Source organism: Chryseobacterium indologenes (genome assembly GCF_002025665.1).
In the GTDB taxonomy this organism is placed as follows: Bacteria; Bacteroidota; Bacteroidia; order Flavobacteriales; family Weeksellaceae; genus Chryseobacterium; species Chryseobacterium metallicongregator.
The window spans coordinates 1,099,845-1,123,214 of sequence record NZ_CP018786.1; the positions used below are offsets into that span (position 1 = coordinate 1,099,845).

Here is a 23,370-nt window from a genome sequence, read left to right on the forward strand (position 1 = left end):
ATTAATCAATTATAATTCGTGAGGTTTTTAATCATAATTCCTGCCCATAACGAAGAAGACAACCTCCCATTTACTCTTACTTCTCTGCAACAGCAAAGTAGCAAAGATTTTAAAGTGGTGGTAGTGAATGACGGTTCTACAGACAGAACAGCTGAGGTCATCAGAAATTATACAGAAACTGATTCACGTTTTGAAACAGTCACTCTTCAGAAATCTGAACATCAGCCAGGGTCTAAAGTCGTTCATGCTTTTAAAAACGGACTTCAGACTCAATCTATGGATGAATTTGATATCATCTGTAAATTTGATGCCGATATCATCCTTCCGGAAAACTATCTGACAGCAGTAGAAACCGCTTTCGCCACTATCCCTGAATATGGGCTGGTAGGAGGACTTCTGTACATTGAAAAAGACGGAAACTGGGTGTATGAAGGGAATTCCAATAAACATCATGTAAGAGGTCCTATGAAGGCGTATCGTAAAGAATGCTTTGTTCAGATTGGTGGTTTAAGGGAAACGTTGGGCTGGGATAATATTGATTCCATATTACTCGATAATCTGGGATGGAAAGAAGTGGTGATTCCGGAGCTCCATGTAAAACTGATTAAAGTAAAAGGAGCTGATTACACCATACGTCCGGCAGATTATTATGGAAGGTATTTTTATTTCCTGGGACTGAACAGGTTTCTGGCTTATATAGCCTCTTCAAAAGAAGCTATGAAAAGCAAATCTGCTTCATTTTTCTTCGATATTATAAACTCTTATGAAAGCTGCAGGTCAAAGAAACTTGAACTGAAAATTACCAAAGAAGAACAGAAAACTGTTAACGATCAACGTTGGAGAATGTTGAAAAAGAAATGGCTGAAAATGTAGAAGAAGATTTTTTAAACATTGTAAATGTTCATCAATAGAAACGGGTTTTAACCCGTTTAATAAAAAAATAAGATTCCATTGGCTTTAGCCAAAACTTAAGATATAACTCTCGCAAGCCTGTGAAAAAAATAGCTTACATAGAAATAGATACCCATGCAGAAATTGCTCAGGCTTTCATGGATATTATGGAAGGTTCTCAGGATTTTGCGGTAGACTATTATTTTTCAAAGAGAATCAAAGATCAAGTAAGTCACCGCCATGAAGCTGTGTTTTTATCAGATAGTTCTATGATTCTGGATCAATTAAAGGGAAAAGGATATGATCTTGTGGTAATAGGTACTGTACACCGTTATTTTAATACATTTTTAGCAATCACAAAAAAGTACAATGCGGCAGTTATTTCCCATAATCTTAATTTCATAAAAGCTTCTAAGCTGGATCTGATGAAAAGTGTTTTCAAAGGAGATGTTATTTTCAGATTAAAACTATGGCTGAAAGAAGGACTATTCTACAAAACTAAAGTTTATCAGACATCAAGATCTCTTTTCGTACTGGATGCTGCTTTGATTTCAGAGAGATATCAGCTTTTACCTCTGTTCTATACCAGAGATTTTGACAAGACAAAAAATGAAAATCTTGTCGTGGTAATCCCTGGTGGTGTTTCACAGAAAAGAAGAGATTATCATTATATTTTTGAAACGATTCAGAATCTGCATACGGATCAATCTTGTAAATTTATATTCCTGGGAAAAGCCAGCGGACATGAATTAAAACAACTACAACATTTATCTGAAAAACTGCCTGAAAATATTCATATTACCTATTTTTCCGAAAGAGTATCTTCCGAAGATTTTGAACAATGGATGAAGAAGGCAGATGTTTTATGGTGCCCGATTCAGCAGGATACAGAGTTTTTCAGCATGAAAGAAGCTTATGGGCAAACTAAAATGACAGGAAACCTTGGTGATGCCATAGCGTATGGAAAACTGGCAGTTTTTCCCAAGAATTACCCTTCAAAAAGTGACTTTATTATTCCTGAAAAAGAAAATATTCTTGAGCAGTTAAAAGCTCTTTCAGACACTCCGTTTGATTTTTATACAACCTATAGCAAGAAAGAAGTTCAACAAAAAATGGAACAATTCTTACAGGGTCTAATCTGATTTTCTTTGCCTTAAAACACCTTATTTGATCTTAAATACACTCTTAATAAACCTCATATTCAGATAGTCTTCAATCGGGAATATTTTTGTGAAATAATTTCCTACATAAATGAGTATCAGAACAACAGCTGGTTTGTAAACGAGATTCAACAGATTGCTGTCGAAGTTCGGAAGGACAATAGCAACTGTAATGGCTAGCGTGCAGATGATAGAGACAAAAATCATTTCAATACTTAAAGGAGAAACTTTAAATACAATATAATTGAAAATGATTTTTACAACATTGTAAATGGTAAGGGAAATCGCTGTAGATAAAGCAATTCCAATCAATTTAAGATCTGTATTCTTAATGAAGTAATAGTTCAATCCAATAGTAAGTCCGGCCAGTAAAAGCATCACCAGAATATTGAATCTGTAATATTTTGAAAGCGAAATAATATTCCCGTTGAATCCTGTTGCAAGGTCTATCAATACTGCAGAGCCCCAGATCCAGACTACAGGTTCATATTCTCTGAGCATGGTTCCGTTCTTTGGCATAAATTGCGTCAGGTAAGGGAATCCCACCATGATACAGGAGAATAAAACGGCTCCAAGGAAATACAGGGTTAAAGATGTCTTTTTGTGGAATCTGTCCAGTTCGACCATATCTCCGTCTGCCAGAGTTTTGTTGATGATAGGTGCCGAAATATTAAATAATCCAAGCTGTGGAATAGAAATCAATGAGATCAGAGCATACAGAACAGAATAAATTCCTACTTCTTCCATTCCCATAAATTCTCCGATCATAAAACTGTTGATCGCCAGATAATTTCCAAAAGTTCCCAGGAATCCAAAGAAACTGTAATTGAAAAATTCTTTCCAGAAATTATTCTTTTTAAAATAATCGGTATTGAAATCCAGCTGAATTTTTTCCAATTTATTCGTATAATATATATACCCCAAAAGCATTAAAAAGAAGATTCCAAAAAAGAAAGCATATGCAATGGTCTGTGATGTAGAAGCTGTAATATTCTGCGATAAAGCAAAGAAAAAGAGACAAAACGCTCCCAGATTGGCTATTTTCGGAAACAGATTATCGAAAATATTGGAAACCACAATTCTTTTATAATTGGATGTATATTTATTGAAAATAGCGCAAAATGAAAGAATTAAAATCAGGGGAAGAATCATTTCTTTGATCTTCCATGCCTCAGAATGCCTGAACTTTGGATAAAAATAAGGAAGGATAAAAAATACAGCCGTGAAAATAACAAAGTTGATAAAAACCGTCAGTAGTGACAGTGACAGCATATTCTGTTTTTTACCATCCTTTTCCACGGTGTGAAAAAACTTTACATTCGAATAGGAAATACCCAATACAACAAAGGGAACCAGCATCTCAGCTGTAGGAAGAATGTAGCGAAGCTTTCCGTAAAATTCAAAATCATTCGGAAATATAAATATTGCGGAAACGGTGCCCAGCAAAAAACCAATATAACCGATAATGGAATATTTGAAGCCTTGTCTCGCTACTACACTCATAAGTTGTTTTAAATGTTTTTAGGTATAAAAATAATATTGTTGATGTACTGAGTTTTATTTTTTTCGTCGTTTGTATTTTGTATTATGATATCTTCTGTAAGATCTTCCAGTGTAAAGCTGTTTCTGTTCAGATATCTGGCATCGTATCCCCAGCTCATCACTTTGGATATTTCATTCCATATAGGAGTTTCATGGTGTCTTTGCTCCATTTCAACCATTAGTGTCGGCTTGAACTGTCTGATGGTTTCTCTCGCTCCGGAAAGAGTCTTTATTTCGTTTCCTTCAACATCTATTTTGATAAAATCAAGTCTGTTGAAATGTTCCAGTGCTGCCCATTCGTCAAGTTTAATAACTTTTACTTGTTCCGTATAGCTTTTCTCTTCTCCTTTTTCTTTGTAAGAAGTGTTTAAAGTACCACGGGAAGCAATAGTTTTTCCATTAATAATGGGTACTTTGAACTCTGCCATTCTGTTTTCATCCGAAAGAGCCAGAGGGAGAATGTGCATGTCAGAAAACAGTCTTTTCAGTCTTCTGTAAAGCTTTTTATTAGGTTCAAAACCATAAATATGCTCATGCTTCAAGGTGTTTTCCAGCTGAAAAAGGAAAGTTCCCACATTAGCACCAATATCCAGTATCACAGCATTTTTAGAAAGGTATTCTTTGATCCATACCAATTCCGGTTCTACATTACGTTCCGAAAAGTTATTTTTATTAAGATTATTTAAAGCTTTAAAATATCTTTTTTTGTAGAAATTCGGGCTTATGTATTGTAGTTTCTCTGCAATTTTTTGGTATAAAGACATCTTTGGCTTTTTGGCGAACAGCAAAGATACGTAAAAATGTAAAACTTTTCTTAAAAAATGTTAATTATAATGGTTTGATTTTCAGGATGGATTCCTGAAATTTGTTTTTGTAACCTGTTGGATTTTACTATATTTTTGATTTGTCACAGAGACACCTGTATACCCTGAACATTTCTTTAAAACATTCTGTAGAAATAGAAATTCAGCCAAAATACACTCAATCATCTGCAAAAAACCGAGTGATCTGTAGTTGAAAAATAAAACTGTCTAAAGAAAAGGGGTATTCAGGAAATCATTGAAAGGTTTCATCAGTTTGAAAACTTTGGTCATGTTTTTCACTGCATTTTTGTCCAAGACTTCCTCATCTTTCAGAGAATAGACGACAATAAAGTTTTTAAGTTTGAGATATTCTCCCATAGGATCTTCTTTCTCAAAACCCTGAGGTATTTTCTTCAGTTTATCTTCCTGGTCAAGCTCCGGAAAATGTTTTTTGAAATCTTTATTATTGAGAATTTTTAGAAAATCATCTCCATATAAAGAAATCTCCTTGCGAACATCTTTCAGGACAGAAGATTCAGGCATGTAGATTCCTCCGGCTAAAAAGGACTTTCCTGGTTCCATGTGAAGATAATAACCTCCTTTCTGATTTCCCTTACCCATTCCCAGAGAAGCTCCGAAATTGGTTTTGTAAGGAGATTTGTCCTTGGAAAAACGGGTATCTCTGTAAATCCTGAATAAGGCCTTTTTACTGTCTATTTTAGCAAGTTCTTCATCGAAACCGGACATCTCTCTGATGAGTTCATCTAAGAATGAAACCACATTTTGCTGAGATTCTGTGTACAGGTTTTTATTTTCAGTAAACCAATCGCGGTTATTGTTTTTATTTAATTTGTTTAAAAAATCAAATGTATTGGAAGATATACTTGCAGACATATTGTAATAGGTGTTTTTTTGTTATTAAGTGATATTCAAAATGGTTTCTAAATCCGGAATCTTCGTACCTCGAATCCCGGATCAAAATCTCAAAGCCTCAAATCTCGCAACCCGAACCCCGGATCTCATAACTCAAATGTACAAAAACTATTCATATCTCAATGCTTCGATCGGATCTAGTTTTGAAGCTTTCAACGCCGGGTAATATCCGAAAAATACGCCTGTTACAGCACACACAATGAAGGAAACAATAATGGAAGATTCTGTAATAAAAGTAGGCCATGAAAGGAAAAAAGTAACCAGTTCCGAAGACAGGATGCCTAAAAGTACCCCAAGAATTCCACCGGTAATGCTGATCAGTACCGCTTCAATAAGAAACTGGTAGAGGATATCTTTTCCTCTTGCTCCGATAGACATTCTCAACCCAATTTCTTTGGTTCGTTCTGTGACAGAAACGTACATAATATTCATGATTCCGATTCCACCTACAATAAGGGAAATTCCGGCAATAGCAGATAAGAGTACAGTCAGAAGCTGACTGGTAGAACTCATGGTTGAGATAAGCTCCGCCTGAGTTCTTACGCTGAAATCATCATTATTTCCGTCTGCAGGCAGTTTATGCTGTTTTCTCAGAATTTCTGAAACCTGATCTGTGGCCTGTTGTGAAGTGTTTTCATTCGAAGAAGCGGCATAAATGGTCTGAACATAGGTAATTCCTAAAAATCTTCTCTGAACGGTATTGAACGGGGCGATTATTACATCATCCTGATCCTGCCCGAAGGCATTAGATCCTTTTGAAGCCAGAATTCCAATTACTTTCATAGGAACTTTATTGAATCTGATGATGCTTCCTACAGCATCTTCACTGTTGGGAAATAAATTATTGTAAACCGTCTGTCCGAGAAGACAAACTTTATTAGATGAAGTGACATCCTTTTTGGTGAAAAGATTGCCTTCTGCAATACTCCAGTCTCTGATGCTGAAATATTCCTCATTCACGCCCTGTAGTTGAGTAGGCCAGTTATTCGCTCCGTTGATGGATTGTCCGTTGGTTTGTACGGCAGGGGAGACGTAAGAAACATCAGGAGCTCCTTTTGAAATGGCGTCTGCGTCCTGTGGCCGCAGTGTTTGTAATCCGGAAGCTCCAATTCTGGCACCTCCTGAAACATTCACATTGCTGGACGGACGGATGGTAATCATATTAGAGCCCATCGAAGAAAGCTGGTCGCTGATGCTTTTTTTTGAACCTTCTCCAATGGCGGTCATTGCAATCACTGAAGCCACACCAATAATAATACCGAGCATGGTTAAAAATGCACGAAGCTTATTTCTTAAAAGGGCTTTCCAGGCAATCCTGAAGAGGTTTGAGAGGTTCATTGTAATAAATTTTCAGATTAAAATTATTTATAATCGTCGTTTACCGGAAGATTTTCTAAGGCTTCTCTGGCTGATTTTATATTATCGTTTTTAACATCTTTAATCACTTTTCCGTCCCGAAGCGTTACTGTTCTGCTGCTAAAAGTAGCAATATCAGGTTCGTGGGTTACAAAAACAATGGTTCGTCCCTGATGGTGAAGATCCTGCATAAGTGCCATGATTTCATAAGATGTTCTGGTATCCAGATTTCCTGTGGCTTCGTCTGCAAGAATCATCACAGGCTCATTTACCAAAGCTCTGGCTATAGCTACTCTCTGCTGTTGTCCTCCAGACATCTGATTGGGGAGGTGATCAATTCTGCTCTCTAGTTTTACTGCAGTCAAAGCATCTATGGCTCTTTTGTGGCGTTCTTCTGTAGATATTTTTGAATTATAAAGAAGTGGAAGTTCTACATTCTCCTTTGCCGTAGTTCTGGGAAGTAGATTGTAAGACTGAAATACAAACCCTATTTTCTGATTTCTGAGAACAGCTAGTTCATCACGATCAAGATTTTTAATGTTAACACCATCCAGAATATAATCTCCTCCTGAAGGTTTGTCCAGACAGCCAATAATATTCAGTAAGGTGGATTTTCCTGAGCCGCTGCTTCCCATAATGGTAACAAATTCGCCTCTTTCCACTGTAAATGTTACGCCTTTCAGTGCATGAACAACTTCTTCGCCCATCCTGAATTCTCTTTTCAGATCCATGATCTCCAGAATTTTTTCTGCCATGACTTTTTGTTTTAGGTTTGCTGGTTGATTAGGAGTATAAAATTCTTGTTATCTTGGTCCGCTGCCACCGCCACTGCTGTTTCTGTTGTTTCCACTACCTCTTCTTTGAGGCATGAAAGGGCTTTTGGCCTGTCCACCGGAAGATTTTTTCGACAGAACTTTATAGCCGGTGATGATATTGTCATTTTTATTTAACCCTGAAACAACCTGTATTTCGGTGTCATTATCCATTCCTGTTTTTATCTTTTTACGGGAAATGGTACTGTCTTTTGCAATCACCCATACCGCCGCTTCGTTTTTGTTTTCAGTTCCTTTGTTTTGATTTTTACCTTGTCTTTTTTCATGTTTTTTACCATAGGCAAACGAAGCATTTACTTTATATTTTTTAATCACCAGGCTGTCAGGTCTGAAACTCGTAGCCGCTACCGGAATTTTCATAATGTTGTCTAAAACCTGAGTGTAAATTGTGATATTGGCTGTCATTCCCGGCTTCAGTTTTAAGCTTGAATTATCTGCATTAATGATGGTGGTATAATTCACAACATTTGATGAAACGGTAGGATGAAGACGAACTTCCGAAACCTCACCGTCAAAAGTTTCATCCGGAAAAGCATCTACTGTAAATGTGGCTTTCTGGCCTACTTTTACATTTCCGATATCTGCTTCGTCCACCGATGCCCGAACTCGCATCTTGGTAAGATCCTTGGCAATACTGAAAAGGGTAGGAGTACTGAAGCTTGAAGCCACAGTTTGTCCTTCACTTACATTTCTGTTGAGTACCGTTCCGTCAATGGGAGAATAAATATTAGTTAACGACAGATTTTTATTGGCGGTGGAAAGCTGAGCATTCACTGAACCTACCTGCGCTTTTGCGGCATTGTACTGATTGGTGGCAACATCATAATCTGCCTTGCTGATAGCACCCACTTTGTACAGTTGTGACTGTCTGTTGATATTGATTTCGTTATAAGCCAGATTGCTTTTTGCATTTTGCAGATTGGCTTTGATCTGCTGTGACTGGAACTGAAGTAAATCCGGATCTAAAGTAGCCAGTAATTCACCTTTTTTCACAGTAGAATTGAAATCCACATAAATATTTTTAATGATTCCCGATACCTGAGTACCCACTGCAACCGTATCTACAGGCTGAATAGTTCCTGTAGCCGTAATGGAATTTGAAATTTCTCCCATTTCAGGCTTCACTGTTTCCATCTGAATTTTTATTTCTTTTTCCCGAATGAAGAAAAACCAGACTGCACCTGTTACAATGATGCCGCCCACAACCCAGTACAACCATTTTTTATTCTTTGTTTTCATAGCTTACTTTAGATTTATAGGGTTACCTGCGTAAAATTCGTAGATCTGTTTATTGAGGATTGCTGTATATTTTGCCTGAAGATAATTCTGAACAGACTGTATATAAAGCAATCGTTGTTGTTGAAGTTGTACATAATCAATGCTTCCGATTTTCATCTGAGCATTCACGATATCATAACTCTGCTTGCTGATATTCATTTGCTGGGAAGATGAATCGTATTGGGACAATGCATTCTGAAGATTGATATAAGACTGTTCTACCTGTTGATTCAGGATCGTTTTGGTGTTCTGTAAGTCAAGATTGGCTTGTTCAATGGCGATTTTTGATTTCTCAATCTGTGTTTTGTAAATTCTGTTGTTGTAAATCGGAATACCAAGGCTTAATCCGATGGGCATATAAAAATTGTTTCCCAACTGGTTAAAATAATTTCCATTTCCGTTAGAATAATTGGTGGAAATGTTTCCAACTAAACTCAAAGTAGGTTGAATAGATGCCTTAGCCATCTTCAGATTGGTATTGGAGTTTTCTACATTCAGTTCACTGTATTTTACTTCCGGACGTTGATTTTGTGCCAGATTTTGAACATCTTGTAAGGGTTTCAATTGATCATCTACGATAATGCTGTCTGGCTTTACAATTTGAAAATCATAATTTGAAGGCAGCTGCAGGATTTGTTTTAAGTTAACAGTATTGGTCCGTAGATTGTTCTGGGCGGCTACCAGGTTGTACTGATCCTGGGCGACTTGAGATTGGATCTGAAGATAATTTAATTTGGAAAGGCTTCCGGCTTTATACAGCTGATCACCTTGTTTTAACTGAGTTTGGGTGGTTTTCAGAACATTTTCAAGGGAAATGATGTTTTCCTGGTTCATCAGAATATTCAGATAGGCCTGGGTGATATTGAGTGTGATATTATTTTCGGATTCCTGTACAGACAAATCTGCCATTTGCACGAGAAGATTCTTAGAAGTTTCATTGTTTTTAATATAGTTGGCATGATAAAGGGTCATGGAAGAATTGGCTCCGATACTTTGGGATTGTGCTCCGGTCATGTGAAGTCCTTCACTTCCATTGAGAGCAAAAAGTCCTTGTGAAACGGTTCCGCTTACATTAGGATATTTGGCGTCTTTTGCCTGAAGAAGATCCTGTTGGGCAGAATTTTTTGAAAGCCTGAGGGAATTGATGGAAATATTATTTTCTTTGGCATATTCAATACAATTTTCCAGAGTCCAGGCGGACGGATAATTAGGTGTTTGGGCAAATATTTCAACGAGTATACACGAGAATATCAAAAAGAAAAATTTGCTTTTCATGGCTTTATTTTTGAAAATTCATAAATAACACAGAAAAAATCAATCCAATTTAATAAAAAAAAATAATGTTTAACAACTTTTTAACCCAAACCTTGTTTTTTTAGATTTAATTTTCCAAAAATTAAAAATATATTAAAGGATTGTGAATTTAAGTTTGCATATTTAAAAATTTATTCAAAAACAAATCAAATATTTATTGTATCTTTGCAAAAATTTTAAAATAGTTAATGAATTTATTTACGGAAACCAATTTAAGTCCTGATATCCTTAAGGCAATTGGCGAACTGGGTTACGAAAGCCCAACAGAAATCCAAAAACAGACTATCCCTTTTATTCTTTCAGATATTCGCGACTTGATCGCACTTGCGCAGACAGGGACAGGCAAAACAGCAGCGTTTTCGCTTCCGATTTTGGATATGATTGACGATACGAGTCGCAAAATCCAATTATTGGTGCTTTGTCCGACACGGGAATTATGTCTTCAGATTTCGAAGGACATAAAGAATTACTCTAAGTATATGAAAGACATCAAGACAACTGCGGTTTATGGTGGAAGTAGTATTGTAGAGCAGATGAGATCTTTGAAGGATAAACCACAAATTATCGTGGGAACTCCGGGAAGAGTAATTGATCTTATCAACAGAAAAGCATTAGACTTTTCTGCGATTCATTGGTTAGTATTAGACGAAGCTGATGAAATGCTTTCTATGGGATTCAAGGATGAATTGGAAACCATTCTAAGCGAAACTCCGGAAACGAAACAAACTTTCTTATTCTCTGCAACGATGAATAAAGAAGTGGAGAGAATTTCCAAAAATTATCTTACAAAACCACACCGTATTTCAGTAGGTTCTATCAACGAAGTGAAGAAGAACATTACTCACGAATACTATGTTGTAGGATACCGTCAGAAAAAAGAAGCATTGAAGAGACTTATTGATGCAAACCCTAACCAGTACTCCATTATCTTCTGTAGAACGAGAATGGAAACTCAGGAGGTTGCTGATTTCTTAATGCAGAACGGATATGCAGCTGATGCTCTTCATGGTGATCTTTCTCAGGCACAGAGAGATACGGTGATGAAGAAATTCAGATTGAAAAACATTGATATTCTTGTAGCGACAGACGTGGCAGCAAGAGGATTGGATGTAAACTCTTTAACTCACGTTATTCACTTCTCTTTACCAGATGATCCTGAAGTATTCGTTCACAGAAGCGGTAGAACAGGTAGAGCTGGAAAAGATGGTATTTCTATGGCTTTAATCAAGCCTGAAGAAAGCAGAAAGCTGAAACAGATCAAATCTGCAACAAAAATTGAAATTAACGAAAGATTTATCCCTACAGGTGAAGATATTATCAAAGCTCAGGTAGGAGGTGTATTCGAAAAACTATTGACGGAGCACGAGGATCTTTTTGAATTTGATGATAGCTTAATCCCGGATCTGAGCAACTTTACAAAAGAAGAACTGGTACACCAGCTTCTACAGTTCCAGTTGAAAGATCTTGCTTTATACTACAAAGACAAGCATGACCTTGTTGAGCAGAAATTAAGCAACAGAGATGACGACTACTCAAGAAGAGATCGTGGACGTGACAGAGACAGAGATAGAGATAGAGGTCGCGACAGAGATAGAGGAGAGCGTGGAAGAGACAGAGATCGTGGCGGAAAACCAAGAAGAAGAGATGAAAACATGGTAAGATTTTTCTTCAACCTTGGTAAAAAAGACCACTTGAAGAAGCTTGATGTTTTAGATATTATCAACAAGGCTACTGCTGGCGGAAAAAGCAAGAAAAGAGCTGAAATCGGTGATATTGAGATCCTTGAGAAATTCTCTTTCTTCGAAGTTGAAAAATCGTTCAAAGACAATGTTTTGAGCAATATTCAATCGATGAAGTTCAAAGGAAAAGATATGAGAGCTGAAGTAGCAAACTAATCTCTTCTTATACCATACAAAACCGGCATTAATGCCGGTTTTTTTATTTGATAATCAGTAGTTAAGCGAATGTTAACAAAACTTAATGTTATATAGTTTCACGTGCAATCCTTTTTTAAGAAATTTGCACACGAATTATAAATACTAAACAATGGGAATTGGTAATATTTTCCACGCTTTTCAACCAAAAGATAAAATCTTCTTTGTACTTTTCGAAAAAGTAACTGAAAATCTAGTTGCAATGTCAGAAGAATTCAACACAGGAATCAAGGATTTCGATCTTAACGACGATTCAATGTTGAAGAAAATGAGCGACTTTGAACACAAGAATGATGAACTTACTCACGAAATTTTCGTAGAATTAGGGAAGAACTTCATTACACCTTTTGACCGTGAAGACATTCACACACTGGCAACAGGACTTGATGATATCGCTGATTATATCTACGCATCCACAAAATATATTTTCCTTTACAAATCACCTGAGATGAAGGCTTATTCAGACTTCTCTTTACTAATCCACAAAGCATGTCTTGAAATTCAGAATGCAATGAAAAACCTTAAAGGGTTCAAAAATATGGAACAGGTGAAAGAAGCTTGTATTAAGGTGAACTCTATTGAGAATATTGCTGACGATTTGCTTTCCAACTCAATGGTAGAATTATTTGAAACCAATGATGCCATCAACATTATTAAAGTTTCATCTGTATTGAACTACCTTGAAATTGTAACGGACAAAGCAGAAGACGTTGCCAATACGATTGAGAACATCATGATTAAATACGCCTAATACATAGCAAAAAATGGAATTTCCGATTTTACTTGTAGTTATTATTGCGCTGGCCCTGATCTTCGATTATATCAATGGTTTCCATGATGCTGCCAACTCAATTGCAACTATAGTTTCTACAAAAGTTTTAACTCCATTCCAGGCTGTACTTTGGGCGGCACTTTGGAACTTTGCAGCGTTCTTTATTGCTGCTTATATTATTGGAGAATTCAAAATTGGTAATACAATTGCCAAAACAGTTAATGAAAATTTTATCACTCTTGAGGTTATATTTTCCGGCCTTATTGCCGCAATTGCCTGGAACCTTTTGACATGGTGGTTTGGGATCCCTTCATCATCTTCACATACGCTGATCGGAGGTTTCTTAGGAGCGGCTCTTATGCACGCTTTCATGATGGATTATCATGATGTAGCTGCAGCACAACCCGGGCTTGGGATGTGGGATACCATTAAAGAAGCTTTCAGCCAGGTAACACAACAGGGTGTAGTAAAGTTTGATAAAGTAATTCCTATCTTCCTGTTCATTTTCATGGCGCCGATCATAGGGATGATTATCTCGATCATCATTACCCTGATTATCGTACACCTTTATAAAAGATCAAACCCACACAAAGCAGATCAGTCTTTCAAAAGATTACAGCTGGCTTCATCAGCACTGTTTAGTTTAGGACACGGTTTGAACGATGCTCAGAAAGTAATGGGGATCATTGGTGCAGCAGTAATCTATTATCACGTTAATATGCTTCAGGATGCACAGTATCTGAATATTCCTTCTGCAGAACGTTTTGATTATTTTGCGCAGCATTATATCTGGGTTCCGTTGGTTTCTTTCCTTGCAATTGGTTTAGGTACCATGAGCGGTGGTTGGAAGATCATCAAAACAATGGGAACGAAGATTACTAAGGTAACTTCACTAGAAGGAGTAAGTGCAGAAACTGCAGGGGCTATTACCTTATTTATTACAGACCACTTCGGTATTCCTGTATCTACTACACACACGATTACAGGTTCTATCATCGGGGTAGGGTTAACGAAAAGAATTTCAGCGGTAAGATGGGGAATCACCGTAAGCTTACTTTGGGCTTGGGTTTTAACCATTCCAATCTCTGCAATAGTAGCTGCAATTACCTATCTTGTGGTAACCTTCGTTTTCTAAAAAAACAAATCATACAATTATATAAACTTTGTCCGTTTGGGCAAAGTTTTTTGTTTTATAAAGCCTTGAAAAATCGTATTTTTGTTCAAATTATAAGATTTTATGGAATTTTTAGACAGATACCAGCAGATTGTTGCAGATGCCATCACTAAATATACTTTTAAAGATAAACCTTCGGAGCTCTATGATCCGATGAACTATATTATTTCCCATGGAGGGAAACGCCTTCGTCCTATTATGGTGCTGATGGCATGTGATATGTTCGGAGGAGATCTTAAGCAGGCAATCAAGCCGGCATTGGCTATCGAATTTTTCCATAACTTCACTCTGATCCATGATGATATTATGGACGAAGCTCCTTTAAGAAGAAACAAACCTACCATTCATACTTTACACGGTCTTAACGTCGGGATTCTTTCCGGAGACGGACTGATGCTGAAAGCCTATAAGTTTTTTGAAGATCTTGAACCTGAGATTTTCAAAGCATGTATCAGAATATTTACCCACACAGGACTTCTTTTATGTGAAGGACAGCAGTATGATATCAATTTTGAAACTCAGAAAGATGTTACTTTTGATGATTATATCAGAATGATTACTTACAAAACCGGAGTTTTAAGTGCTTCTTCATTTGAGATCGGAGCTTTGATTGCAAGAGCTGATTTTAAAGATGCAAAAGCTATTTTCAATTTCGGAAAACATATCGGAATTGCTTTCCAGATCATGGATGATTATCTTGATGTATTTGGAGATCAGGCACAGTTTGGGAAAAAACATGCAGGAGATATTTATGAGAACAAGAAAACGGTTCTGTATCTGCTAGCAAGAGAGCATGCTACTGATGAAGAAAGAAAAGAACTGGACTACTGGTATTCTAAGAAGACTGAAAATGTTGATAAAGTATATGGAGTAGAAAAGATCTTCAGAAGAACAAAAGTAGATGAAAAAGCATTACGTCTGATTGAAAAACATAATGAGATCGGACAAAGCTATCTTCAGAAAATTGATGTTCCGGAAGAAAAGAAAAAACCTTTTATCGAACTGGCAAATTATTTGTTGAGAAGAGAAAGTTAAATAAGGTTATAGGTATTAGGGCTTAGGAATTAGATAGCCTGAGCCTTAATACCTAAATCCTAATCCCTTATAAATGAAATTCAGAACAGAAGTTGATATTCCTGCATCAGAAAAGAAAATTGAGATTGAAGATAAAATATTTTCAATAGGATCATGTTTTGCCTCTGAAATGACAGATTTGCTGCATGACGGACAACTTCAGACCCTCAACAACCCTTTTGGGACTATTTTTAATCCTTTTTCCATCAATAATGCAGTCAACAGATTACATGATTCTGCATTTTATGAAGAAGAGGAACTGATCACTTACAACGAAGAATATATTTCTCTGGATCATCACACCAGTTTTGATACCCGTTATATTCATCAGACCTTAGATAAGATTAATGGAGCGATTGAAGCGGGAAATGCCTTCCTTCAGGAAGCTGACTGGATTATTATCACCTACGGATCTTCATTTATCTATGAATTTCTTCCCAAGAAAAAACTGGTGGCCAACTGTCACAAGATTCCGCAAAAGTTTTTTGAAAAAGGACTGCTTTCCCATCAGGAGCTCACCACTTCAATTTACCAGACTATTCTGGACCTTAAGGATATTTGCAAAGAAGGAGTACAAATCCTGTTTACAGTTTCACCTGTAAGGCATACGAAAGACGGAATGGTGGAAAATCAATTGAGCAAATCCAAGCTGATTACGGCTATCCATGAGTCTATTTCAATGTTTGAAGACTGTCATTATCTACCTGTTTATGAGATTTTAATGGACGATCTCCGGGATTATCGTTTTTACAAAGAAGATATGATACATCCCAGTACACAGGCGGTTAATTATATTTTTGAGAAGTTTGGAAAATCTTATTTTTCAGAAGAAACCCAGAATTTTATCAAAGAAAACTTTAAGATTATGAGAGCTCTGGAACATAAAACCAGTGATAAGAAAGATCCTAAGTTTATCGAATTCAGAGAAAAACTGGATCAGAGAATTGAAGTACAGCGTAAAAAAGTAAAACATAAAATATTTTAAATGCTTGATTTCACCAGAATTGACTATCTGAAAGATGGTAATGAAAGACAGAAAAAAGCGTACGAAATTCTTACAAAGTATCGTGTCTTTGAGAAACTGAAAGATTATTCTCCAATTTTGGCAGGAACTGTTCCTATTGAGATTGATATCAAAGGAAGTGATCTGGATCTTATTTTCAAGGTGGATTTAAAATATGATCAGGATTTTCTGGACGATTTACTATTTTGTCAGCTTATTCCTCATGATGTAGAAGTGGAATATCCCATTGTAAACGGTGAGAAATGCATTACATTAAATTTTATGCTTGACGGGTTTCCTATTGAGATTTTTGGGCAAAATAAGCCTACAAAAGAGCAGAATGCATATCTTCATATGATTGCTGAATACAAAATATTACAGGAAAAAGGAGAAAAATTTAGACAAAAAATAATAGAACTTAAAAAACAGGGAATAAAAACGGAGCCGGCTTTCGGACTATTGCTGGGACTTGAAAACCCTTACGAAGATCTATTGAAATTTTAAATAAAATGATTGATACACATACACATCTATACGCAGAAGAATTTGATGAAGACAGAAAAGAAGCCATTCAGAGAGCTTTAGATAAGGGAATTACAGAATTTTATCTTCCTGCTATCGATTCTGAATCGCATGAAAAAATGCTGCAACTGGAAACAGAATATCCAGGACAGATTTTTTCAATGATGGGATTACATCCTTGTTATGTAAAGCCGGAATCGTGGGAAAAAGAACTTGAAATCGTAAAAAATTATCTTGATCAGAGACACTTTCCGGCAATAGGAGAGATCGGAATTGATCTGTATTGGGATAAAACAACACTGGATATCCAGGTAAAAGCTTTTGAACAGCAGATTGACTGGGCCATAGAAAGAGACCTTCCCATTGTTATTCATACAAGAGAAAGCTTCGATGAGACATTTGAAGTACTGGAAAGAAAGAAACATCCTAAACTAAGAGGTATTTTCCACTGTTTCTCAGGAAATCTGGAACAGGCAAAGCACGCTATTGACCTTAATTTTATTTTAGGGATCGGTGGAGTAGTAACCTTTAAAAACGGGAAAATAGATCAGTTTCTGAGTGAAATTCCATTGGATAAAATTGTTCTGGAAACAGATTCTCCATATTTGGCTCCGGTTCCGCACCGAGGAAAAAGAAATGAAAGCTCTTATCTTGATCTGGTTGCCGGAAAGCTGGTGAATATCTATGGAAAAGATTTTTCTGAGATAGACCGTATTACGACAGAAAATGCTAAAAACATTTTTCAAATCCCATAATTAATGAGTGCCCTGTTAAATTTTATTAGGAGCAACAGGTTGAATGGCATATTGCTGTTTGCTGTTTATTTCATCATTAATCTTTTATTTCTGACAAAATATGGAATCAGACAATCTTTTGTTCCTCTTACTTTTTTAATTATTCTTTTTTCAGGGGGAAATTTATTGTTGTTTTCTTTAGGAAAATGGTCCTGGTTGAAAAAATTATGGACCAGGAAATCTGTATATCTTCTTATCGTTTTTATAACGATTGCTTACATTGCGATGTGCCATGTGATGAAAGATCCTTACAAAATGAATATTGACAGGTGGGCAACGTTAGAATTTTCTGTGCAACATTGGGTAAAAGGAGAATACATCTATGATACTCCAAATTTCATGGGGAATTTATCATCATATCTTCCCGGGCAATTGCTTTTGTCAAGTGTTTTTTATTTTTTAGGGAATGTCGGCTACCTTCAGGTTGCAATCTTTTTACTGTTTTCCTGTGTTATCTTTTTAGAATTTAGGAGCAATTTTCATAGATTTCTTGCGATAGGAATGTTAGGTATTTCCCTGGCTTATATTTATGAAGTGGTCTGTAAGAGTGATTTTATCTCTTCCTTTATTACAGTTGCAGCCTTTATTCTTTTTTGGAACAGAATGTTTAAAGATGATTATTTTAAAAGACCCTTTCTGCTGGGAATATGCATAGGAATTCTATGTCTTACAAGAAGCGTAGTGATCATTCCTTTGATTATCTTTTTATTACATCCTTTTTTGAAAACGTGCTGGAAAAATAAAATAAAATTTGGATTAAGTTTTTTATTAACGGTAGCAATCTTATTGGCATCCGTTCTGCTGCCTGCCAAAAGTATAGAGCATGTGCTGCAATATAATCCTCTTAATCTTCAGGGACAAAGCAATAAATTTGTTATGCTGTTCTTTATGATACTGTCGGTCATCCTTTCCTTCTATGTTAAAAAAATAGAAACAGTATTTTACTTTTCAGCCTATATTCTTTTTTTGGTGATGTTGAGTTTTGTAAGTGAACAGTATTTCACTTTAGGGTTTTCTTACCAGAATAATTTCTTTTCTACCACCTATCTGGCTGCTTGTTTACCATTTTGTATTATAGGTTACTGCTATACAAAACAAAGAATAGAATAATAAACGATCAATAAAAAAGTCCTTTTCTTTGAAAAGGACTTTTATTTTATTTTTTTCTGGTGAAATTCTTATTTTTAGGTTTTTTAAACCCTACCGAAGCTCCCGCAGAAGGTTTTTTACGGTTGTTATTTGGTCTTGAAGTGTTACCATTACCTGTTTTAGGTTTTCCACCTCCTGCAGCTACAGGTTTATTATTCGAATCCCTTTTCTGTGCTACCAGATCATCAGTATGGAACGGATGATCCTTGATCACAGGAATTTTCTTTCCAATTAGCTTTTCGGTATTCTTTAAATTCAAAAGATCAAGTCCGTCTACAAAAGATATAGAATTACCTTCAGCTCCGGCTCTTCCTGTTCTTCCGATTCTGTGTACATAGGTTTCAGAAACATCAGAAAGCTCAAAATTGATAACGAATTTCAGCTCATCAATATCAATTCCTCTGGCTGCAATATCAGTCGCAACAAGAACTCTTGTTTTTCCGGATTTAAAGTTGTTCAAAGCATTCTGTCTCGCATTCTGAGATTTATTACCATGAATAGCTTCTGCGGAGATATTATCCTTCTGAAGTTTTCTGGAAATCTTATCTGCACCATGTTTCGTTCTTGCAAAAACCAATACAGAGTCTGAAATATCATTTTGCAGAATATGAGAAAGCAAGTTCAGTTTGTTGTCTTTTTCTACAAAATATACAGATTGTTTGATGGTATCTGCGGTAGAAGAAACAGGTGTTACTTCCACTTTCACAGGATTATTTAGTATAGAATTAGCCAGCTTTTGAATCTCACCAGGCATTGTTGCTGAAAAGAATAAAGTCTGTCTTCTCTGAGGTAAAAGTTTAATGATTCTTTTTACATCATGTACGAATCCCATATCCAGCATTCTGTCTGCTTCATCAAGAACAAAAATCTCAAGGTTTTTCAGGCTGATGATTCCCTGGGCAATAAAGTCCAGAAGTCTTCCCGGAGTTGCCACCAGAATATCAACGCCTTTTCTCAAGGCTGCCTCTTGATTTCCTTGTTTTACTCCTCCGAAAATAACAAGTTGCTTTAATGGAAGATATTTACCGTAAGCATTAATATTTTCCTCAATCTGAATAGCCAGTTCTCTGGTTGGAGTAAGGATTAACGCTTTTATATGTTTATTGGGAATTTTATTTTTGGATAAATTCTGTAGAATAGGGATGGAAAAAGCTGCTGTCTTTCCTGTTCCTGTCTGCGCACAACCTAAAAAGTCTCTGCCTTCCAAAATATCAGGAATAGATCTTTCCTGGATAGGAGTAGGAGTCGTGTATCCCTGCTCCTGGATTGCTTTTGCAATAGGTTCTATTAAGTTTAAGTCTGTAAAATTCAAATGAATTATTTTAAAATTTAAATAAAAATTCCTTCAGTCTGAAAGAATTACATTTTGCAAAGGTAGTTTAAAAAAAATTAAGATATTCTTGTTCTCTTAAACTGGTAGTCTTTACCAAATAAAGAAGTAAAGATAATCCCCTGCACCGATGCATTGAAGGTTTTTTAGAATATTATCTATTTCATTAGAATTATATTGTCAGATAGTACTACAAATCTATAAATATGTAATGTTTCAGGATAATTATATAATAGACAATACTTATTTGTTATCTATATTTGGAATATCATAAAACTAAAACCATGAGAAAAATAACCATTTTACCTGCAGATATTGCAGGTTTAGAAGCCAGTATTCTATTACGGCATATACCGGAGACATAAAACCAGTATCCGGAATCTAGTCCAAATACTTTTCTGATTTTATTGAAATTTAAACTAATATGAATTTGGTTTAAAAATACATGTCCTTCAAAATGAAATTGAACAGGCAAGGAAAAAGTATATCTATATTGGAGTAAGATATTTATATTTCGGATGTGATTGACCTAAAAAATCTTTAACACTAAAATCATAAAAGATCTGGTAATCTGCCGGGTCGTTTTTTACTATTAATTTTTACAAAACTATTAAACATGAAAAAAACAATCATTTTACTTGCAGCTGTTGTAGGTATCCAAGCGAGTGCGCAATCCTGGAATCTTACTGGAAATACAGGAACCAATCCAACCACCAACTTTATCGGAACAACGGACAACCAGTCATTAATCTTTAAAACCAATAATGCTGAAAAAATGAGAATTACTCCGGGTGGAAGATTTATTTTTCACGGAGTAACAGCAGCAGGACAGATCTGGGATAAAAATTTATTCTTTGGAGGTGGAATGGATGTTACAAGTACTGCTAACAATGCTGTATTTGGCATGGGTGCTCTTACTCAGCTTGCCGAGGGAGGTGGAAATACTGCAGTGGGAACGAATGCACTATCCTTATTTTCCAATGGAACCATGAATGTTGCCATAGGATTTAATTCCATGAGAGGCACGGTATCCGGCAACAGCAATACAGCTCTGGGAATGAATGCTCTGGAGTCATTTAAAACAGGAGACTATAATATAGGAATAGGGCAGGCTGCAATGGCATCAGGTTCTTTGACAGGAAATTTTAATGTAGCGCTGGGCGTAAGTGCATTACGGTACATTAATAGCGGAAATAATAATACAGTTGTAGGCGCAGAATCTTTCAGGTCTATTGTCAATGGATCTCATAATATCAATCTTGGCTTTTCTAATGCTAAATTAATTACCTCGGGAAGTAATAACATTTTCATAGGAAACTATATAACACCGTATAATACGGCTGATCCCCAAAATGAACTGAATATTGGAAACTGGATCGTAGGGAACAATGGTACTATAGGAATTGGTGAATTTACCAATCAGCTCCCTGCTGATGGAGTTGCTCCGGATGGAGAGAAATATAAGCTTTTTGTAAAAGATGGCATCAGAACTGAAAAAGTGAAAGTAGATATTGCTGATAATAACGGTTGGGCAGATTATGTTTTTGAAAAAGATTACAAGTTGATGCCATTGAATGACTTAGCTAAATTTATTGATAAAAATGGTCACTTACCTGAAGTTCCTACTACAGAACAAGCTATTAAAAATGGAATTGAACTTAAAGAAATGAACATTCTTTTGCTTAAAAAGATTGAAGAACTGACATTATATACCCTTGAGCAACAAAAAAGAATAGAAGCTCTTGAACAAAAAGTGAAATAATAAAATAAATATATGAAACGATTTTATATAGTTTTTATATTGGTTATACCTTTGTTTTTATTTTCTCAGAAAGAAAATGATAATTGGTATTTTGGAAATAAGGCGGCTGTTAATTTCTCAGCTTCTGCTGCTGTAGGTTTAAGCAACAGTGAGATGGAAGCTTCTGAAGCATGCGGTACTATAAGTGATAGCAGCGGGAAACTGCTTTTCTATATGAATGGACAAACAGTATGGAATAGGGAACACCAAATTATGTCTAACGGTACTTTAGCTCCTAGTAATAATAATAGTGCACAGCAGCTGGCTATTGTTAAAAATCCGGCAGACAGTAATCAGTATTATGTTTTTATTACGGGTGAAAACGCGTTCGGACAGTTTGCGATTAATTATTCAATTGTTGATATGACTTTAGGAGGTATCGGCGCTGATGGAGCGCCGTTAGGTGATGTTGTAAAGGATAAAAAAAATATTTCAGTCCTGAATCCATCCGGAAATGAGTTGTTCTCGGAAGCGGTAACTGTTGTGGCTCATTCCAATAAAGAAGACTTTTGGGTTTTAATACCTAATGGTTCGGATATTTATGCCTACAAGATTGATAGTAATGGATTTAGTAATGGACAGCCTATTGTAAGTAACCTGAGTCTTCCGTTAAATTTAGGGTCTGGTAGATATTACAGTATTAAAGCTTCTCCTAAGATTAACAATCCAATTTATTCTAACCTTGTAGGTATTTCTTTTTGGGGAGATTTTAATGCGGGAAATGTTCCGGACACTTATTTCTTTAATCAGGTATATTCATTCAATGCATCTACCGGATTGATTACAAATGATTTTTTTCTGCATGTAAAAGGACTGAAAGCCTACCTGCCTGAATTTAATAGAGATGCATCCGTATTATTTCTTGGTTATGGACATATATATGCAGTAGACCTCGTTAATTCAACCTCTTCGAACGTTCAATATATGAAAATTTTTCACGATCCATCTAGTATTACTTCTTCTTCAGCTACTGGGATTCAGAGGAATATCTACGGGGATGTTTATATTAGCCGACAGTCTAAATCATATCTTGGAAAAGTCATAAATCCTGATGTGTATACTTCGTTTATGAGTGTAGATATGAATGCCGTAAGCTTACTGAAAGCATCTGCAAGTTATGGGCTGCCTCAAATCGTTCCTATACATGATAAATCCGGATTTGAAGGATATTATCCCTGCGTAGGAAACCTGACCCTTTTCTCGGAACCGAATATGTCTTTTTACTACAAAATAGCAGAAACAATAACGACAAAAGATAAATATATTTTACAAGGGAAACATAATATAACCATGCAGGCTGGAGAAAGTATTAATCTTTTACCAGGTACTTTTATTGATAATGATGCCTCATATTATGGTTTTATAGCTCCTTGTAGCAAAGAAGAGGATAAGTTATCGAGGTCAGCATATAGAAAACCATCTCCTGTAAAAATGTTTTTAGAGTTGGATAAGAAAGAGAGAGTGGAAACTAACAGTGATATCAAAGTATATCCAAACCCTGTATCTGATTTCCTGACTATTACTGCTGCTGCAAAAATAAATAATGTTGAAGTATATGATATTTCTGGAAAAAGAATTGAAGTCAGTTTAAAAGATAATAAAGTAGATGTAAGAAACCTTTCTGGAGGTGTATATCTTATTATCATTGAAACGAAAAACGGAAAAATGACCAAACAGTTTATTAAGAAATAAAATCTGTTAAAAATA

General features: G+C 35.9%; 20 protein-coding genes. 12 read left to right on the forward strand and 8 right to left on the reverse strand.

Features of this window, described 5'->3' with window-relative positions; all coding sequences use genetic code 11:
- Positions 1-18 precede the first annotated feature (18 nt).
- Both BUE84_RS05030 and BUE84_RS05035 read left to right on the forward strand, forming a co-directional pair.
- Positions 19-873 (forward strand): glycosyltransferase, encoded by an 855-nt coding sequence (locus BUE84_RS05030; protein WP_079240741.1) that lies wholly within the window; start codon positions 19-21, stop codon positions 871-873.
- Between the two features lie 119 nt (positions 874-992).
- Entirely contained in the window at positions 993-2,033 is a 1,041-nt protein-coding gene (locus BUE84_RS05035) for a glycosyltransferase (protein ID WP_079240742.1), read from the forward strand.
- 21 nt (positions 2,034-2,054) lie between these two features.
- Here BUE84_RS05035 and BUE84_RS05040 read toward each other — a convergent pair whose 3' ends face one another.
- The 7 genes from BUE84_RS05040 to BUE84_RS05070 all read right to left on the reverse strand — a co-directional run bounded on the left by BUE84_RS05040 (position 2,055) and on the right by BUE84_RS05070 (position 10,071).
- The gene (locus BUE84_RS05040) at positions 2,055-3,554 is read right to left on the reverse strand and encodes a lipopolysaccharide biosynthesis protein (RefSeq protein WP_079240743.1); all 1,500 of its coding nucleotides are present in this window, start codon (positions 3,552-3,554) and stop codon (positions 2,055-2,057) included.
- 8 nt (positions 3,555-3,562) lie between these two features.
- The gene (locus tag BUE84_RS05045; RefSeq protein WP_079240744.1) at positions 3,563-4,357 is read right to left on the reverse strand and encodes an FkbM family methyltransferase; all 795 of its coding nucleotides are present in this window, start codon (positions 4,355-4,357) and stop codon (positions 3,563-3,565) included.
- Between the two features lie 267 nt (positions 4,358-4,624).
- Positions 4,625-5,290, reverse strand: a complete 666-nt coding sequence (locus BUE84_RS05050; protein WP_079240745.1) for a DUF2461 domain-containing protein — start codon at positions 5,288-5,290, stop codon at positions 4,625-4,627.
- Between the two features lie 147 nt (positions 5,291-5,437).
- The gene (locus tag BUE84_RS05055) at positions 5,438-6,667 is read right to left on the reverse strand and encodes an ABC transporter permease (protein ID WP_079240746.1); all 1,230 of its coding nucleotides are present in this window, start codon (positions 6,665-6,667) and stop codon (positions 5,438-5,440) included.
- Positions 6,668-6,690: 23 nt separating this feature from the next.
- Entirely contained in the window at positions 6,691-7,440 is a 750-nt protein-coding gene (locus BUE84_RS05060; RefSeq protein WP_079240747.1) for an ABC transporter ATP-binding protein, read from the reverse strand.
- A gap of 48 nt (positions 7,441-7,488) precedes the next feature.
- The gene (locus BUE84_RS05065; RefSeq protein WP_079240748.1) at positions 7,489-8,757 is read right to left on the reverse strand and encodes an efflux RND transporter periplasmic adaptor subunit; all 1,269 of its coding nucleotides are present in this window, start codon (positions 8,755-8,757) and stop codon (positions 7,489-7,491) included.
- 3 nt (positions 8,758-8,760) lie between these two features.
- Positions 8,761-10,071: a TolC family protein gene (locus BUE84_RS05070; RefSeq protein WP_079240749.1), complete on the reverse strand. Its 1,311-nt coding sequence runs from the start codon at positions 10,069-10,071 to the stop codon at positions 8,761-8,763.
- A 227-nt stretch (positions 10,072-10,298) separates the two neighbouring features.
- Between BUE84_RS05070 and BUE84_RS05075 the strand changes: the two genes are divergently transcribed.
- From BUE84_RS05075 to BUE84_RS05110, 8 genes are all read left to right on the forward strand, one after another.
- On the forward strand, positions 10,299-12,005 hold the full coding sequence (locus tag BUE84_RS05075; RefSeq protein WP_079240750.1) for a DEAD/DEAH box helicase: 1,707 nt from the start codon (positions 10,299-10,301) through the stop codon (positions 12,003-12,005).
- 151 nt (positions 12,006-12,156) lie between these two features.
- A complete protein-coding gene (locus BUE84_RS05080) occupies positions 12,157-12,795 on the forward strand; it encodes a DUF47 domain-containing protein (protein WP_027374906.1) in 639 nt (212 codons plus the stop codon).
- Between the two features lie 13 nt (positions 12,796-12,808).
- The gene (locus BUE84_RS05085) at positions 12,809-13,951 is read left to right on the forward strand and encodes an inorganic phosphate transporter (protein ID WP_079240751.1); all 1,143 of its coding nucleotides are present in this window, start codon (positions 12,809-12,811) and stop codon (positions 13,949-13,951) included.
- Positions 13,952-14,053: 102 nt separating this feature from the next.
- Positions 14,054-15,025, forward strand: a complete 972-nt coding sequence (locus tag BUE84_RS05090; protein WP_034697588.1) for a polyprenyl synthetase family protein — start codon at positions 14,054-14,056, stop codon at positions 15,023-15,025.
- A gap of 73 nt (positions 15,026-15,098) precedes the next feature.
- Positions 15,099-16,049 carry a GSCFA domain-containing protein gene (locus BUE84_RS05095; protein WP_079240752.1) on the forward strand — a complete coding sequence of 317 codons (951 nt, stop codon included), beginning with the start codon at positions 15,099-15,101 and terminating at the stop codon, positions 16,047-16,049.
- A complete protein-coding gene (locus BUE84_RS05100) occupies positions 16,050-16,571 on the forward strand; it encodes a DUF4269 domain-containing protein (RefSeq protein WP_079240753.1) in 522 nt (173 codons plus the stop codon).
- Positions 16,572-16,576: 5 nt separating this feature from the next.
- On the forward strand, positions 16,577-17,344 hold the full coding sequence (locus tag BUE84_RS05105) for a TatD family hydrolase (protein WP_079240754.1): 768 nt from the start codon (positions 16,577-16,579) through the stop codon (positions 17,342-17,344).
- A gap of 3 nt (positions 17,345-17,347) precedes the next feature.
- Positions 17,348-18,493: a hypothetical protein gene (locus BUE84_RS05110; protein WP_145953211.1), complete on the forward strand. Its 1,146-nt coding sequence runs from the start codon at positions 17,348-17,350 to the stop codon at positions 18,491-18,493.
- Positions 18,494-18,539: 46 nt separating this feature from the next.
- Here BUE84_RS05110 and BUE84_RS05115 read toward each other — a convergent pair whose 3' ends face one another.
- Positions 18,540-19,844 (reverse strand): DEAD/DEAH box helicase, encoded by a 1,305-nt coding sequence (locus BUE84_RS05115; RefSeq protein ID WP_079240756.1) that lies wholly within the window; start codon positions 19,842-19,844, stop codon positions 18,540-18,542.
- 634 nt (positions 19,845-20,478) lie between these two features.
- On the opposite strand from BUE84_RS05115, the gene BUE84_RS05120 reads away from it, so the two are divergent.
- Positions 20,479-21,624 (forward strand): hypothetical protein, encoded by a 1,146-nt coding sequence (locus BUE84_RS05120; RefSeq protein WP_079240757.1) that lies wholly within the window; start codon positions 20,479-20,481, stop codon positions 21,622-21,624.
- A 12-nt stretch (positions 21,625-21,636) separates the two neighbouring features.
- Positions 21,637-23,355, forward strand: a complete 1,719-nt coding sequence (locus BUE84_RS05125; RefSeq protein WP_079240758.1) for a T9SS type A sorting domain-containing protein — start codon at positions 21,637-21,639, stop codon at positions 23,353-23,355.
- The last annotated feature ends 15 nt before the right edge of the window (positions 23,356-23,370 follow it).